This is a genomic window from Candidatus Koribacter versatilis Ellin345, assembly GCF_000014005.1.
GTDB lineage: Bacteria > Acidobacteriota > Terriglobia > Terriglobales > Acidobacteriaceae > Korobacter > Korobacter versatilis_A.
This window is the reverse complement of record NC_008009.1, coordinates 1221288-1234975: the sequence shown is the minus strand read 5'-3', so window position 1 is coordinate 1234975 and position 13688 is coordinate 1221288. Positions and strand designations below refer to the sequence as shown.

At 58.7% G+C, this 13688-nt stretch carries 11 protein-coding genes and 1 tRNA gene; 4 read left to right on the top strand and 8 right to left on the bottom strand.

Annotated elements, in window-relative coordinates:
• The first annotated feature begins 79 nt into the window (after positions 1-79).
• The 3 genes from ACID345_RS04995 (at position 80) to ACID345_RS04985 (ending at position 4728) form a co-directional block, all read left to right on the top strand.
• On the top strand, positions 80-1828 hold the full coding sequence (locus tag ACID345_RS04995) for a sensor histidine kinase (protein ID WP_041855455.1): 1749 nt from the start codon (positions 80-82) through the stop codon (positions 1826-1828).
• Positions 1812-2504 carry a response regulator gene (locus ACID345_RS04990; protein ID WP_228370735.1) on the top strand — a complete coding sequence of 231 codons (693 nt, stop codon included), beginning with the start codon at positions 1812-1814 and terminating at the stop codon, positions 2502-2504. The genes ACID345_RS04995 and ACID345_RS04990 overlap by 17 nt, the downstream gene beginning before the upstream one ends.
• Before the next feature lie 223 nt (positions 2505-2727).
• Positions 2728-4728, top strand: a complete 2001-nt coding sequence (locus ACID345_RS04985) for an amidohydrolase family protein (RefSeq protein WP_011521776.1) — start codon at positions 2728-2730, stop codon at positions 4726-4728.
• Between the two features lie 9 nt (positions 4729-4737).
• On the opposite strand, the gene ACID345_RS04980 is transcribed toward ACID345_RS04985, so the two are convergent.
• The 5 genes from ACID345_RS04980 to ACID345_RS04960 form a co-directional block, all read right to left on the bottom strand.
• Positions 4738-5460 (bottom strand): ABC transporter ATP-binding protein, encoded by a 723-nt coding sequence (locus ACID345_RS04980; RefSeq protein ID WP_011521775.1) that lies wholly within the window; start codon positions 5458-5460, stop codon positions 4738-4740.
• Positions 5461-5615: 155 nt separating this feature from the next.
• Positions 5616-6587 (bottom strand): hypothetical protein, encoded by a 972-nt coding sequence (locus ACID345_RS04975; RefSeq protein ID WP_011521774.1) that lies wholly within the window; start codon positions 6585-6587, stop codon positions 5616-5618.
• Positions 6588-6675: 88 nt separating this feature from the next.
• Positions 6676-6927: a hypothetical protein gene (locus ACID345_RS04970; RefSeq protein WP_011521773.1), complete on the bottom strand. Its 252-nt coding sequence runs from the start codon at positions 6925-6927 to the stop codon at positions 6676-6678.
• Between the two features lie 402 nt (positions 6928-7329).
• On the bottom strand, positions 7330-7767 hold the full coding sequence (locus tag ACID345_RS04965) for a response regulator (protein ID WP_011521772.1): 438 nt from the start codon (positions 7765-7767) through the stop codon (positions 7330-7332).
• Between the two features lie 191 nt (positions 7768-7958).
• Complete coding sequence (locus ACID345_RS04960; protein WP_228370734.1) at positions 7959-8942, bottom strand: PhzF family phenazine biosynthesis protein; 984 nt, start codon at positions 8940-8942, stop codon at positions 7959-7961.
• Here ACID345_RS04960 and ACID345_RS26555 point away from each other — a divergent pair.
• A tRNA-Sec gene (locus ACID345_RS26555) sits at positions 8905-9003 on the top strand. The genes ACID345_RS04960 and ACID345_RS26555 overlap by 38 nt on opposite strands.
• Before the next feature lie 17 nt (positions 9004-9020).
• On the opposite strand, the gene ACID345_RS04955 is transcribed toward ACID345_RS26555, so the two are convergent.
• The 3 genes from ACID345_RS04955 to ACID345_RS04945 all read right to left on the bottom strand — a co-directional run bounded on the left by ACID345_RS04955 (position 9021) and on the right by ACID345_RS04945 (position 13686).
• Positions 9021-9869, bottom strand: a complete 849-nt coding sequence (locus tag ACID345_RS04955) for a class I SAM-dependent methyltransferase (RefSeq protein WP_011521770.1) — start codon at positions 9867-9869, stop codon at positions 9021-9023.
• 123 nt (positions 9870-9992) lie between these two features.
• Positions 9993-11216, bottom strand: a complete 1224-nt coding sequence (locus ACID345_RS04950) for an SGNH/GDSL hydrolase family protein (protein ID WP_011521769.1) — start codon at positions 11214-11216, stop codon at positions 9993-9995.
• Positions 11206-13686: an alpha-glucuronidase family glycosyl hydrolase gene (locus ACID345_RS04945; protein WP_011521768.1), complete on the bottom strand. Its 2481-nt coding sequence runs from the start codon at positions 13684-13686 to the stop codon at positions 11206-11208. The genes ACID345_RS04950 and ACID345_RS04945 overlap by 11 nt, the downstream gene beginning before the upstream one ends.
• Positions 13687-13688 lie beyond the last annotated feature (2 nt).

The window sequence follows — 13688 nt, the reverse complement described above, 5'->3', positions numbered from 1 at the left end:
GTGGCCGATAATCTGCGTATAGAGGCCGAAAAGGCCTCTCCGGAGCACATTGCTCGCTCTATCTTTCAGACATCGGTTTTTGCGTCGGTTGAGTCCCGGCTTCTCCGCAGAAGAGGAGCAGCGCGTTGAGCGGGCGCTAGCCACCGCCCGTGTCATTGTTGCCCTGACCTCGCTGGTCGCGGTGCATGTGGACCCGACCGATCCCGAGAAATACCGGCAGACTGCCTATGTGGTGCTGTTGTGCTATACGGCGTGGAGTGCGGCGATCTCCGCTGCGCTGCGCTGGCGGCGAGCGAACCGGCACTTCGTGCACCTCATCCACATCGGCGACGTGATCTGGCCTTCCCTGCTCTGTCTTTATACCGATGGCGCGGACAGTCCGTTTTTTACCTTGTACCTGTTTTCGCTGCTTTCGGCGGCCTTCCGCTGGGGGCTGTGGGAGACAGCCGCGACGTCAATCGCCAGCGTGGGTATCCTCGGCTTCGAGTCGGTGATGCTGGTCAAAGGGCCGGCGGCGTGGCGCGATCTCGAGGCCGGCGATCTTGAGGTCAACAAGTTCATCATCCGCTGCGTGTACTTGCTTTTGGCGGGCTTAATGATCGGCTATCTCGCGGAGAGCGAGAAAGAACTGCGCGCGGAAAACGGATTGATTACGCGAATGTTGAGTCGAATTCGCGTGGACTTTGGGCTGGCGAACAGTTTAACCACGGTCATGACCGGGTTCTCCGATGTGTTCCGTGGCGATCGCGCCTTGATGCTGGCGCGAGACGTGAATAGCGGCAGGATTTTTCTTTGGCAGACCCATGGCGACGCAACGGAAGCGCGCGCTTTCGTGCGCGAAGTGTCGCTGAATGAGGTGGGGATCTACGATCCGACCGCTGCGGCAGACGCCTTCTTCTATACGACGAATCCGCGCTTCAGCGGCGCCCATTACTCGGCAATCGAGCGCGACGGCACGCGGGTGAAACATGAAACTCCGCAAGGCTTGACAATTCCTGACGGAGCGCAGAGTTTGCTCAGTCTGTCGTTCAATTTCGGCCAGGAGTGGGCGGGGCGGATGATTGTGCTCGATCCCCAACTGGGCCGCGACGTGGAGCAGGAGTTACGTTTTGCGCAGAACATCGTCCGACAAGTAGGCCCCGCGTTGTATAGCGTGTATCTGTTGCGGAGGCTGCGTACGCGGGCGGGGGCGATTGAACGGGCCCGCGTGGCCCGCGAACTACACGATGGTGCCATCCAGTCGTTGATTGCCGTCGAAATGCAAGTGGATGTGATCCGGCGGCAGTCAGTGGGAGAGTCGGCGAGATTGGCGGCGGAACTCGCACGGGTACAGCATTTGTTGCAGCAGGAAGTGATTAACCTGCGCGAGCTTATGCAGCAGATGAAGCCTGTGGACATGGGGCCGCAGCAGTTCCTGGACTACCTGGCGGATTATGTTGACCGCTTCCGGCGCGACACTGGCATTTACGTGCGATTCGTGACCGACCTGCAGGAGGTTACACTGACTCCGAAGGTTTGCCGCGAGCTGACCCGGGTGGTGCAGGAAGGACTTATTAACGTTCGAAAGCACAGCGGGGCACGAAACGCGATGGTGCGGTTCGCGCAGGAAAATAATCACTGGCTCCTGATGATTGACGACGACGGAAGAGGATTTGACTTCACAGGACGCCGCAACCTCATAGAATTGGATACCATTCGCCGCGGCCCGGCCATCATCAAGGAGCGGGTGCGGTCAATCGGCGGAGAACTCGTTATCCAATCGACACCCGGCGAAGGATCGCGCCTGGAGATAATGGTTCCGAAGAAAGGACATGCAAGCCATGGATAAGAGCACAGCAACGAAAACCGTCCGCATACTGATTGCCGACGACCACACTATTTTTCGCGACGGCCTGCGGCGGCTGCTGGAATCGGAGCCGGAGTTTGATGTAATCGGCGAAGCTGCCGATGGCGGAGAAGCGGTCCAGCAGGCGCGACGGCTGGGACCTGACGTATTGCTGCTCGACCTGGCAATGCCACGCGTTCCCGGCCTGGATGCGCTGCGCGAGCTGACTACCGACGACAGCTCGACGAAGATCATCATTCTGACTGCTGCGATTGAAAAAGCGCAGATCGTGCAAGCGCTGCAGGCCGGTGCGAAGGGCATCATCCTGAAAGAGTCTGCGACGCAGCTGCTGCTCAAGGGCATTCGCTCGGTGATGGCCGGCCAGTACTGGGTGGGCCGCGAGAGCGTGAACGACATCGTGGAGTATCTGAAGTCCACGGCGGCCGGTGCACAGGCGGATTCGCAGGCCAAGAACTTCGGGCTCACCAAGCGCGAGATGGAAATTCTCGGAACGATTGTCGCGGGCTTTACCAACAAGGAGATCGCGAAGAAGTTCAACCTCAGCGAAGACACCGTGAAGCATCACCTGACGAACATTTTCGACAAGGTGGGCGTGTCGAGCCGGTTGGAACTGGCGCTGTTTGCGATCAACCAGCGGTTGGCGGAACCGGTAAGCTAGTTTGAAGATTGCACCATCGCAATGGGCGGCCTAGTCGGCCGCCTTTTGTCATTTGGCGTCGGCTGTAGTGGGAAAGACTTTCCGAGGTTGTGGCGTGGACAGACCTTGGGGATTGCCACGTCGCTGCGCTCCTCGCAATGACAGTTGCTGCTTTGCCTCCCACCAGCTTGATTCCAACGTAATGATGGACAAGAATGCTCTCTTTGCAATTCGAAGGAGACTCATGCGTTTTGCTCGTTTTCTCCTGGTGTGCTTTTTCCTCTCTGGCGCGATCGTGTTGGCGCAGCAGACTGCCACCTCCGGCAGTTTCGTCCTGCATAAGTTCGCTCGTCCCATCGGCAGTGAGACCTATTCCATCGCCACGGACAAAGACAGCTACACGCTGACTTCACATTTTCTGTTTACGGATCGCGGTACGAAGGTCCCGCTGGAGACTACGTTTGTCGCCGGCACGCGCGACATGGCGCCGCGCTCGTTCAGCGCGAAGGGCAAGCCCTCGCGTCAGGCTGAGATGGATGACTCGGTTACAGTGGCGGGCGACACCGTATCCATCACGCGTAGCGGCAAATCCGAGACGCAAAAAGCCGACAAATCATGGTTCGTTGTGGACGGATATTCACCGGTGGCGATGCAGGAACAGATGATGCGCTGGTGGCTGAAGCATGGAAAGCCACAGGAGTTCACTGCTTATCCATCGAAGGCGACGGTTCGTATCACCCCTGCGGGAACGCTGGCAATCGACGGTAAGGCGACGCACGGATACACGGTAAGTGGCTTGATCTGGGGACAGGAATCGTTGTGGATGGACGACGCGCAGAACCTGGTCGCGCTGGTCAGCATCGATGCGGAATTCGATCACTTCGAAGCCGTCCGCGAGAAGTATGCGAAGAGCCTCAATCTGTTTATTGCGGACGCGGTGAAGGCCGATCTTGCGAATTTGAAGAAGCTGAGTGCGACCGCGCGCATGGCTCCATCACGGCGGCTCGCTATCGTCGGCGCGACGATCGAAGACTCGATTGCGCCGCCGATCCAAAATGGCGTGATCTTGATCGAAGATGGAGTTATTCGAGCTGTGGGCCCGAAAGACCAGGTCACGATACCCAGCGATGCGAAAGTGCTAGACGCCACCGGCAAGTTCGCAGTCCCGGGACTGTGGGACATGCATGCTCACTACGAACAGGTGGAGTGGGGACCGATTTACCTTGCCGCTGGCGTGACCACGGTCCGCGACGTCGGGAATGAGTTTGAGTTTATCCAGACACTTCATGACGAACTTGATCGCAAGCAGGATCCCGCGATTGGTCCGCACCTTGAATTTGCGGGCGTGATTGACGGATCGGGACAATTGACGATCGGCGTGACCATTGCCGACACGCCCGAGCAGGCGCGGGAATGGGTGGACAAATATGCATCTGCGGGTGCAAGGCAAATCAAGATCTACAGCTCAGTGAAGCCGGAGATCGTGAAGGCGATTACCACCGAAGCACACGCAAAAGGGATGACCGTAACTGGCCATATCCCTGAAGGAATGACGGCGATTCAGGGCATCCACCTTGGAATGGACCAGATCAATCACATCAGCTACGAACTGCAGTACTCGACCCGTCCCATCTTCGGCGCTGATGGCAAACCGGACCGTTCCAAGCCGGCGGTGCTCGAATTGGAAGGGGCGCGGATGAAGGACCTGGTCTCGACCTTGCAAGCACACCACACCGTCCTCGACCCGACGGCGGCGTTGTATGAGAGCTTCTCGATTACGGTGCCGCTCCACGAAGTTGAGCCGGGCGTCGACCACCTTCCACCACAATTGCGCGAGGCTTTGGATAGTCCGCCGCCAACTGGAGACCGCGCCGCAATTGCCGATGCGCGAAGGAAGGCGATTATCGCCACGCTGCGCGCGCTTCACGAAGCAAAGGTCCCGATCGTCGCCGGAACCGACCAAGCCATTCCTGGATATTCCCTGCACCGCGAGCTGGAACTGTACGTGGAGGCCGGCTTCACTCCGCAGGAAGCGATCCAGGCTGCAACTATTGAGGCGGCGAGGGCCGTGGGCGTGGAGAAAGAGTCGGGTTCACTGGAAGCCGGAAAACGCGGCGACGTTCTGCTGCTGAACGCCGACCCGCTCGCCGACATTCACAACACACGTAAAGTCTGGCGAACGGTGGCGGCTGGCGCAGTGTACGATCCGGCGCCGCTGTGGCAGGTGGTAGGGTTCCTGCCGTAACGCCGGCGCCTATTGTTTGTTGGGAGTGCTGGGGACCCATTGCGGATCTTTTTCCGGCGCTACGATTTCGCCGTCGCGCATATGGATGATGCGGTCTCCGAAGCTCGCTGCCTCGGGATTGTGCGTGATCATCAGCACGGTCTGGCCGAACTCGCGGTTGGACTGGCGAAGCATGTTGAGCACGATGTCGGAATTTTTCGAGTCGAGGTTGCCGGTGGGCTCGTCGGCCAAAACGATGGCAGGCCGATTGACGAGCGCGCGAGCCAGCGCGACACGCTGTTGTTCGCCGCCGCTGAGTTCCGAGGGACGGTGATCGAGACGCTTATCAATGCCAAGCAGCGCGTTAATGCGCGCCGAGAGAGCTTCATCTTCCGCCGTCGCCTTGCGCCCGGCGATATCGCGCGCAATGTTGATGTTGTCGCGGGCGGTCAGGGTGGGAAGCAGATTAAATTTCTGGAAGACGAAGCCGATCTTGGTCTTGCGGAGATTGGTACGTTCGGCATCGGAGAGCTGGGCGAAGTCGGTGCCGCCGATCAGGACGCGTCCGCCATCGGCCTTGGTCAACCCGCCGAGGATGTAGAACAGGGTCGATTTGCCGCTGCCGGACGGGCCAACAACGCTGACGAATTCGCCCTCTTCGACGTCGAACGAGACACCGCGAAGCGCGGGGACGTCGACCTTGCCGATTTTGTAAGTTTTGCGGAGTTCTTGTGCTTGGATGATGGCTGCCATTAAGTATTCAGCACCCGGCAATACTCTCTCGGTGTGGGACGACGCGAGCCGGGTAATCTTTGATATTACACGATGGAGCCATTGGGACGCGGCTTCGCGGTGACGAAAAAGGCATGGCTCGCGGCCATGCCTTTCCACTTCGTGCTATTAAAAATCTACCAGGCGTACATGTTTACGTTGTCGATCCACTGGTTGTACGGAGTAGCGGATCCGTCGCCATCCAATTGCACGGCGATGTTCAACTCGGTGACGCTGCTGGTGGTGGGGTTGTAGCTCTTGTTGAAGTAGCTCTTCTTCCCGTTGAGAGTAACGGAGATGAACTTCATCTGTCCGTTGACGCGCTGGAATTCCAGGATGAGATGGTTCCAGGTGTACGCTTGCGGCACCGAGCAGGCGATGCCGGTCTGCATCCACTTGTGGTTATAGGCGTCGTAGATGTCCCAGTCGTGATGGTTCTTGATATCGCATTGCGTGCCGAAGATGTACTTCTTGCCGTTGATCGACTGGTTCAGGTCGAACTCCAGGGCTTGCGAGGCAGAAGGATTCTTCATGTAGAAGTACAGGTCATACGAGAAGTTGCTGACGCTGGAATTGGCCCCGAGTTGCTTCCACCACAAAGCGTTGGCGTACGCCGTGCTCGGCTGGAGATAAAGCTGGGTGGACTTGCCGTTTAGTACCGGCGACAGAACGCCCTGGGTGAGCGAATGGTATGCAGTCGGTCCATTGCCACCAGCGCCGGCGCATTTGTCGCAGGACTCCCATCCGGACATCTGGTCAATGTTGAGGTACTTCGCAGCGTTGGCAGGAACCACCGAGGCGTTCGCAGTGAAGGCGATCGCGGAGGATTTGAGGACCGTTCCGACCGAGTCCCACGACTGCACGACCATGGTGTGCGCGCCGGCAGCCACCGTGACGTATGTGCTGACGGTGCTGGAGGAGTTGGTGTAGGCCTGGTTGTTATCGATGTAAACGATCGTCTTGGTGATCGCATGAGAGGAGGAGGAGGTCGAGGTCACATGGACCGATGTCGAAACGGTGGATCCGTTGGTGGGAGAAAAAACGGATACCGTCGCCGACGCCAGGCCCGTGAGGGCGAACACAAAAAGGCCAACGATCAAAGAACGCATATACTGCCTCCGCTGAAGTACTGCAACTTCCAAGACAAAGTGGTGGAGCAGGTCCCCGGCAGTCTTGCCGTCGGGTGACCGGTATTGCTCACCAAGCCGACAAGCTGAACTTGTCGAACACGGTGCTGTACGGCGTGTGGTAGCGGTTGCCGTCGATTTGGAACGCTGCATTCAGTTCCGAGACGCTGCTACCTTCTGGCCAGAACGCCTTGTAGATCGAGACCAATTTCGCCTGACTGATGGAGCTCTGAAGTTCCGGCACGAGCTGCGAACCGGAAAACCAGCAAAAGGAGCGGGCCGATAAGGTGGGAATGATGGCGATGGCTCTTGAAATCGTCACCTTAGGCTTGTCTCCTGCACAAATAAAACTAGTTAGGAATGAGGCAGAGCGAATCTGGGTGATGCATCACTCGCGACTTGTGCAGAGTATTCGTTTGGGTTGCCCGCCAACATCCTCCATTGGGCTTAATGTTCTTCAAGTTTTAACCTTAAAACGCATCGGGTGAATCTCCTAGGCGAGAACTAACTCCACAGAACTAGCCATCGGCATTTCTTATTTATTTTCATTGCGTTACAGACGAGAGACTCTGGATTTACAGCAAAACGCACCTAATCCGGCTACTCTGAATGTGGAAATCCAGCAACTCTGGATAGTAGGGAAAACACCTGAGGTGAGTTGCTGCTTTTCGAAACAAAGAAAAGCCGGCCCGCAGGCCGGTCTTTTATTCGAATGAAAATTGAATTAGGCGATGCCGGGACTCGCGCCGACGTGGGCGGCGATTTCTATGGGCACCGATGTTGCCGGGCGCTTCGGTCCGCGCTTGCGGACGAGCATCAACCGGATGCGCTCGAGCAGTTCGATCGGGGCGTGCGCTCCCTTTGGCAAGAAGAGGTCCGCCTGGCTATCGGTGGTGATGAACTTCGTGTGGCCGGAGAAAAGGATCGCTGGCGTGAAGGGCGAGAGTTCCTTGGCTTTACGAATGAGCTCGTTGCCATCGAGTTCGGGCATGACGAGATCAGTAAGCAGGAGGTCGATGCCGCCGCGGCGGATGAAGTCGAGCGCTTCGCGTCCGTTGTGGGTGGTGATCACGCGGTAGCCGCGGGTCTCAAGCATGACTTTGCGGATGGAGAGGGATTGTTCGTTGTCGTCAACACATAAGATCGTGCGTTTGGGCTTCATCCAGGGCACACTGCGCGACGGACTTGAGCAGGTCCGCCGTTTCACTTTCACCAGTTTTTTTGAGCCAGAGCGAAGGCGATACTAGAAGCCGATGACGGGCGTGTAAAGGGCTCTTTCGAGAAAAATGCCTGTGCATGATGTGGAAATCTGCGGTTCCGCGATGTGGTTCATTTCATGCCGCTTGTTGGGTCCTAAAACGACAAGGTCGCGTCCGACACCTTCACACAGTGACCACCTACGCGGACATTGCTGACCGATTCGTTACGCTTCGTCGCGCGGAAATGAATGTAGCTCGCTCGCTTCATCTCGATTCCCTGCTCGATGATCGCCTGCGCGTCTGACGCAACCACGCCATGTTGCACCGCCCACGCTGCACAACAGCCCGCAGCCGAACCCGTAGCCGGATCTTCGCCGTTGTAGAAGATCATGCGGGCGTGGAGCGACGAGGTTTTCTGCTCGGTTTCTTCCGAGACGAAATAGAAGAACTTGCCGTCAGTCTTGGCGAGATAGTCGGACGCCGCCTGCCAGTTGAAGCGCAGGTTGCGAAGTGCCGCGAGAGTGCGGATTGGCACGATGACGAAAGGCATTCCGGTGGAGACGGTCTGGATCGGGAGAGATGCGTCGATGTCGTCGAGGCGAATGCCGGCAATGCGTGCGATGGCAACGGCGTCGTCGTGGACCTGTCCGAATTCGGGGTCGCGCTGGCGCATTTCGCCGAAGGCCAGGCCCTGGGCGTCGCGGGTGAAGGTGACGGGGATCTTGCCGACTTTAAGATCGAGGGTGACCTGGTCGCTGTCGTCGCTCTGGTGCAGCAAATATGCGGTGCCGAGCGTGGGATGACCGGCGAACTGGAGTTCTTCCTCCACCGTGAAGATTCGGACCTTCACACCTTCGCGGGCTTCGGTCTCGGCGTCGCGGGGCAGAATGAACGTTGTCTCGGAGAGATTGGTTTCCTTCGCAATGGCCTGCATCTCGGCGTCGGAGAGGCCGCGGGCGTCCGTAAAGACGGCGAGCATATTGCCCTGAAGCGGCTGGTTGGTGAAGACGTCGAGTTGCTGGTAGGCGAAGGTGCGGGCGGTCATGGGCACAAGGATACCGGAGTTGGTGAAAAACGGGTGACTGCTAGAATCGGGATACGGAAGCGAAAGTGGTCCGGTGACCGCCCCGGTCTTCAAAACCGGTGTTCGGCAGGCTCGTCCTGTCGAGGGTGTGTTCGACTCGCACACGCTTCCGCCAAGGGCTCTTAACAGCGCTTAGCTGACCTCGTGCTCACAGGATCCGGCTTCGCTGGATTGTACTTGGAATGGTGGCACAAATACCCCGTCCTTCATCCACGGCTGCTCGGTCTGCGACCTCTCAATCCGCACCGCGAATACATTGCCATAACTGGAAAACAACAGGTTAAAGGTTGCGAGTACGGCCCTACATGAGCCACTCAGGAGCCATGAGGGAAAGAACCGGAGCGGGGTGCGCTGCAATCTCCGCATCACCCTTTTGTAGGTGAAGTCCCATTGCACGGTGAAGTTCAGGTGAGGGACGTGACCGGGGTCGAGCGACCGAACGAGCTTTTCAACTTCTCTGCGAGTCCAGCGGTAGACGTAGTTCGGCACGGGCAGGTCGTCGACGCCGCCGCGCTGGAGACGGTGGTCGAGAATTGCATTCCACTCATAGTCAACCGTCATTCCCATGCGAATCGCAAGACGCATCATCCATGAGTCTTGCGATTCGAAAAAGATGACTGATTTCTTCGAGACCCGATACATTTCACAAACCGCCTGATGCGGTCGTGAACAATGATGGAGACCGGCATGCGCTATGACGTGGTCAAAGGAGTTGTCCGGGAATGGAAATGCCCTGGCGTCGAAGTGCAAGTCGCCCACGGCATTCGATATGTTCGACAGGGAGACATTCGTGAAAGCCAATTCGGCGATGACGGCGCGATCAAACTCTCCGCCGAAGACGACTAGCAATGAGTGGTCACGGCCGATCGTCCCCCGTTCCAGCATTGCGCTCAGAACACGGAACATGGCAGATTCGTGCACCACAGCGGTATCCGTGGGCCGCACCTCGGGTATCCAAACCGACTCCGTCTGTTTTCCCATTCGGCACTCCCGCCTCGACCAGTGGACAAGTATAGAGTCCTGGCAAATTCCCAGCAATTAGCCCAGTCTGCGACCAAGGTGGCGCATCATAGCGTAGGCCAGTTCCTCCACCTAATCCAACTTTCACGGATTGAATAACGACAGTGGAATCGCGTCGCCCATCGCTTTGTAACCGGGTGCCGACGGATGCAGGTGGTCGCCGGTATCGAAGGCCGGTAACAGTCGGTCGGGATGCGATGGATCAGCTAAGAGCTTGGCGAAATCAATGACGGCGTCGTAGGCGCGGCTGGTGCGCATCCAATCGTTGATCTTTTGCTGGTCGGCGACATTCTCGGACGTGGCGTAGGCCGCACCATCGAAGGGCAGGATGGTCGCGCCATATACCCGGATATTGTGCGAGTGAGCTTCGCGGATGATCTGCTGGTAGGCCGAGAGGATGTCGGCGGCTGTGGCCCCGGCATCTGCGGCGCCCTTTTCTTTTGGCCGGGTCCCGAGGTCGTTCACTCCTTCAAGCACGATCAGCCAGCGGACATTGGACTGCGCGAAGATATCGCGCTGGAGACGGTCCAGAGCTCTAGGGCCAGTGCCGTCGAGGAGAAGACGATTGCCACCGATGCCGAGGTTCAGCACGCCGATGCCGGCCGTCTTAGGGTCGGCGGCGAGACGCTCAGCGAGGCGATCAGGCCAGCGGTCGTTGCCGTTGGTGGTGGAACCGCGGCCGTCGGTAATGGAGTCACCGAGGATGGCGATGGCGCCGGCATTGTGCGACGCCGAGACTTCGACCGCGCTTAGGAAGTACCAGCGGTCGATCTTCACGGCGGTCGGCAGTTCCGCCGAGTGAACGCTGTTGCCTGCGAGCAGATACGAAGTGGTGCGCGAGCCGGGGTGCGCAGTGATTTGTTTGGGCGCGGATTTGATGTACAGCGTGATCGTGAGACGTGAGAGCGCGGGCGCAGCGAAGGTAAGCGAATCGGATGTGACTGCGGTTCCGGCGGCGATGCTGATTCGCTTCTGACCGGCGAACTTCAGCGCCTTCTCACTGGCTTTCCTGATTGAACTCGCTTTGCCGGTGAGAGCGATGGTTGCCGCGCCGATATCGAGGAGGCCGTCACCGAACTCGTTGGAGATGCGCACCCGCAGCTTATTTCCTCCGCAGGAAATGCGGATGTTCTGGCGCACAGTGACTTCGTGGAATACGAGATCCGGCAAGTCGGATGGAGCGGCAATCATCTGCGCGGAGGCCCAGGTGCCCTGCCATCGGTCGCTGGCCAGTGCAAACTGAGCGAGGCAGAGAATCGCCAGCAGGAGGCGGAATGCTTGGCTTGCGAGTACGCGCTTAGTTCGCATGCGGCTGGATCTCGATGTAGTCAATGGCCGCGGGGTCGCCGCCGTTGGGGGTGCCGACGATTCGCAGATGGTCGCCACGATTCATGGAAATTCCGTTGATGTGTTCGCGAACAGAAGAATCGGCGCTTAGGTCTTTGCCAGGTAGTTGGCGGTCTGCCTTCCAAGTAGCGACACGCTGATCGTTGACGAACAATTCGAACCTCGCGACGCCACCGTTCAGATCGAAGTACTGCACCGCGATGTCGTAGGTACCGTCAGTGTTGATACTCGTTTCCACAGCGCAGGAAGTGCGCTCTTTCGGGCATGCAACGGCTTTGCCGCCTGACGCACCTTCCCATGAGGTGAGCTCCACGGCTGTGTAGCCTTCGAGATGCATTGACTCCGCCTCGATGCGATCCGGATGATGGCCGACTCGGTCTTGCGCGTCGGAGATCCCCGAGGTGCGGAGGCACCAGTCGTTGATGGCGTCGCGCCACACGATGGCGTGATCGGCCTGGTACGAAAGCTGCGCCAACACAGCTTGATAGCGGTCGGGATCAATCTTGCGCTCGAGAGTCTCCCACGTATTCACGAATTCGTTCGCTTGCGCCGCGCCTTCGTAATGGAAGTCGTAGATGGCCTGGATCACGGTCTTCCCGCCGTGCAACTTATACGTGTACGGAACGTGGTGGAAAAAGAGGAGAAGCTCGTCGGGCGTGGCCGCCGCGGTCTCGAATTGTTTTTGCGCCTCCGCCGAGTATTGGCCGACAAAGCCGGTGCCGGTCGAGACGCTGCGGTCCATACCGACGCCGTCGTGCTCGGCGCGGATCCACTGGCCCCAGCCGTTTCTCTCCTGCGACTCCGGCGCCGGACCGTAGTGCGGCCCGGTGATGTTGGTGAGCGTTTGCAGGCCGAGCGGGCCGGTGTAGTGCTCGTAGGCCGGCCATGACTCCATCTGGATTTCGCGGACCTTCTGCACGACCTCGGGATCGTTGCCGAAGGTGAGGCGCATCCATTCATCCACGATCGCTTCGGCACTGAGATTCGAGTCCCACGCGAGACGGCCGAAACTGTAGAGATTGGCCATCGCGAGATGATTGGCGAGCCAGTTTGCATCCATGCCGACGTTAGCGACGCCAACCACGCCGCGAAGGAGAGATTTGACCGGGGTGTCGTGACCATCCACGTGCATGTCGAAGTCGAGCGTCTGTTTCCACATCGGCGCGAGGTAGACAGTGTGGCGCTGTTGGCCGAGGTATTCCTGGGTGATCTGCAATTCGATGGCTTTGCTGGTCTGTTTCACTCCGCCGAATAGGGGCGATGCGGGCTCGCGCACCTGGAAATCGATGGGGCCATTCTTGATCTGCACGATGACGTTGTCATCAAAGCGGCCGTCGAGGGGATGAAAGATGTCGTACGCAGCGCGGGCACGGTCGGCCTTCGGATCTTTCCAGTCGAGATGGTGGTTGTAGACGAACGCACGGTAAAAAACCACGCCGTGATGCGGCCGCAGCGCGCGCGCGATGACGTTGGCAGCATCCACGGGCGTGCGGCCGTAGGCGGAGGGGCCAAGCTGGCCTTCGGAATCAGCTTTCACGACGACACCGCCGAAGTCAGGAATAGCGCGGTAGAGGGCATCGAACTTGTGCGCCCACCACGCCTGCACCCGCGGATCGAGTGGATCAAATGTGTCGAGCCCACCGACCGTTTTTGGCATGCTGAGATTCACGGATACGCCGAGCTTCACGCCGTAGGGGCGAAAGGCGTCCGCGATTCGCGCAAGTTGTGGGATGAAAGCGTCGTCCAGAATACGCGGGTCGGCGTTGACGTTGTTCACCACGCATCCATTGAGACCGACCGATGCGAGCAGGCGTGCGTATTCACGGGCGCGGGTGAGATCGGCACGAACGCTGCCGTTCTCGAAGAAAATGGATGGCCCGGCATAGCCGCGTTCGATGGTACCGTCAAGGTTGTCCCATTGGTTGATCCAGCGCAGCGGCGCCGCTGGATTTTGCACTTCATCCAGCGTCTCGAGGTTTTCGCCGCGCGCGATTTTACCGAGAAGCGCGAACGTGCCATACAGTGGACCGCGATCGGAGCCGCCGGCGATGACGAGAGCCTTGTGGCCACCGACCTCAGTCCAGTCGAGCCAGAAGCCATCGGGGGCGAGTTCCGGCACGTGCAGATTCGCAAACATTTCTTCGATTTGATCGCGCACGCCGAGCAGGATGAAATCTTGTGTGGGCGTTTGCTTCGAAGCGCGAATTTCGCGGCCCAACATGCGTGCGAGACCGCGTTTGAGTTCCGTTTGCGCCGAGCCAATCGGGGGCGAGTCGCCGAGGGTGACGACCAACTTCGGCAGCGATTGGAATTGTTTCGCCGTCGCTTCATGCAAGCGCGCATAGCGCAGCCAGGCATCATGACCATCTTCTGCGATCGCGCAGATCGCGATACACCACATGAGGAAAAGCCAGATCAGGCGCGTTCCCATCG

Bases quoted from the DNA above. Each gene is read 5' to 3' on its own strand.
- ACID345_RS04990 (WP_228370735.1), top strand. From the start codon at position 1,812: ATGCAAGCCATGGATAAGAGCACAGCAACGAAAACCGTCCGCATACTG.
- ACID345_RS04965 (WP_011521772.1), bottom strand. From the start codon at position 7,767: ATGAAGCCCAAACGCACGATCTTATGTGTTGACGACAACGAACAATCC.
- ACID345_RS04950 (WP_011521769.1), bottom strand. From the start codon at position 11,216: ATGCGAACTAAGCGCGTACTCGCAAGCCAAGCATTCCGCCTCCTGCTG.
- ACID345_RS04980 (WP_011521775.1), bottom strand. From the start codon at position 5,460: ATGGCAGCCATCATCCAAGCACAAGAACTCCGCAAAACTTACAAAATC.
- ACID345_RS04975 (WP_011521774.1), bottom strand. From the start codon at position 6,587: ATGCGTTCTTTGATCGTTGGCCTTTTTGTGTTCGCCCTCACGGGCCTG.
- ACID345_RS04955 (WP_011521770.1), bottom strand. From the start codon at position 9,869: ATGGGAAAACAGACGGAGTCGGTTTGGATACCCGAGGTGCGGCCCACG.
- ACID345_RS04945 (WP_011521768.1), bottom strand. From the start codon at position 13,686: ATGGGAACGCGCCTGATCTGGCTTTTCCTCATGTGGTGTATCGCGATC.
- ACID345_RS04985 (WP_011521776.1), top strand. From the start codon at position 2,728: ATGCGTTTTGCTCGTTTTCTCCTGGTGTGCTTTTTCCTCTCTGGCGCG.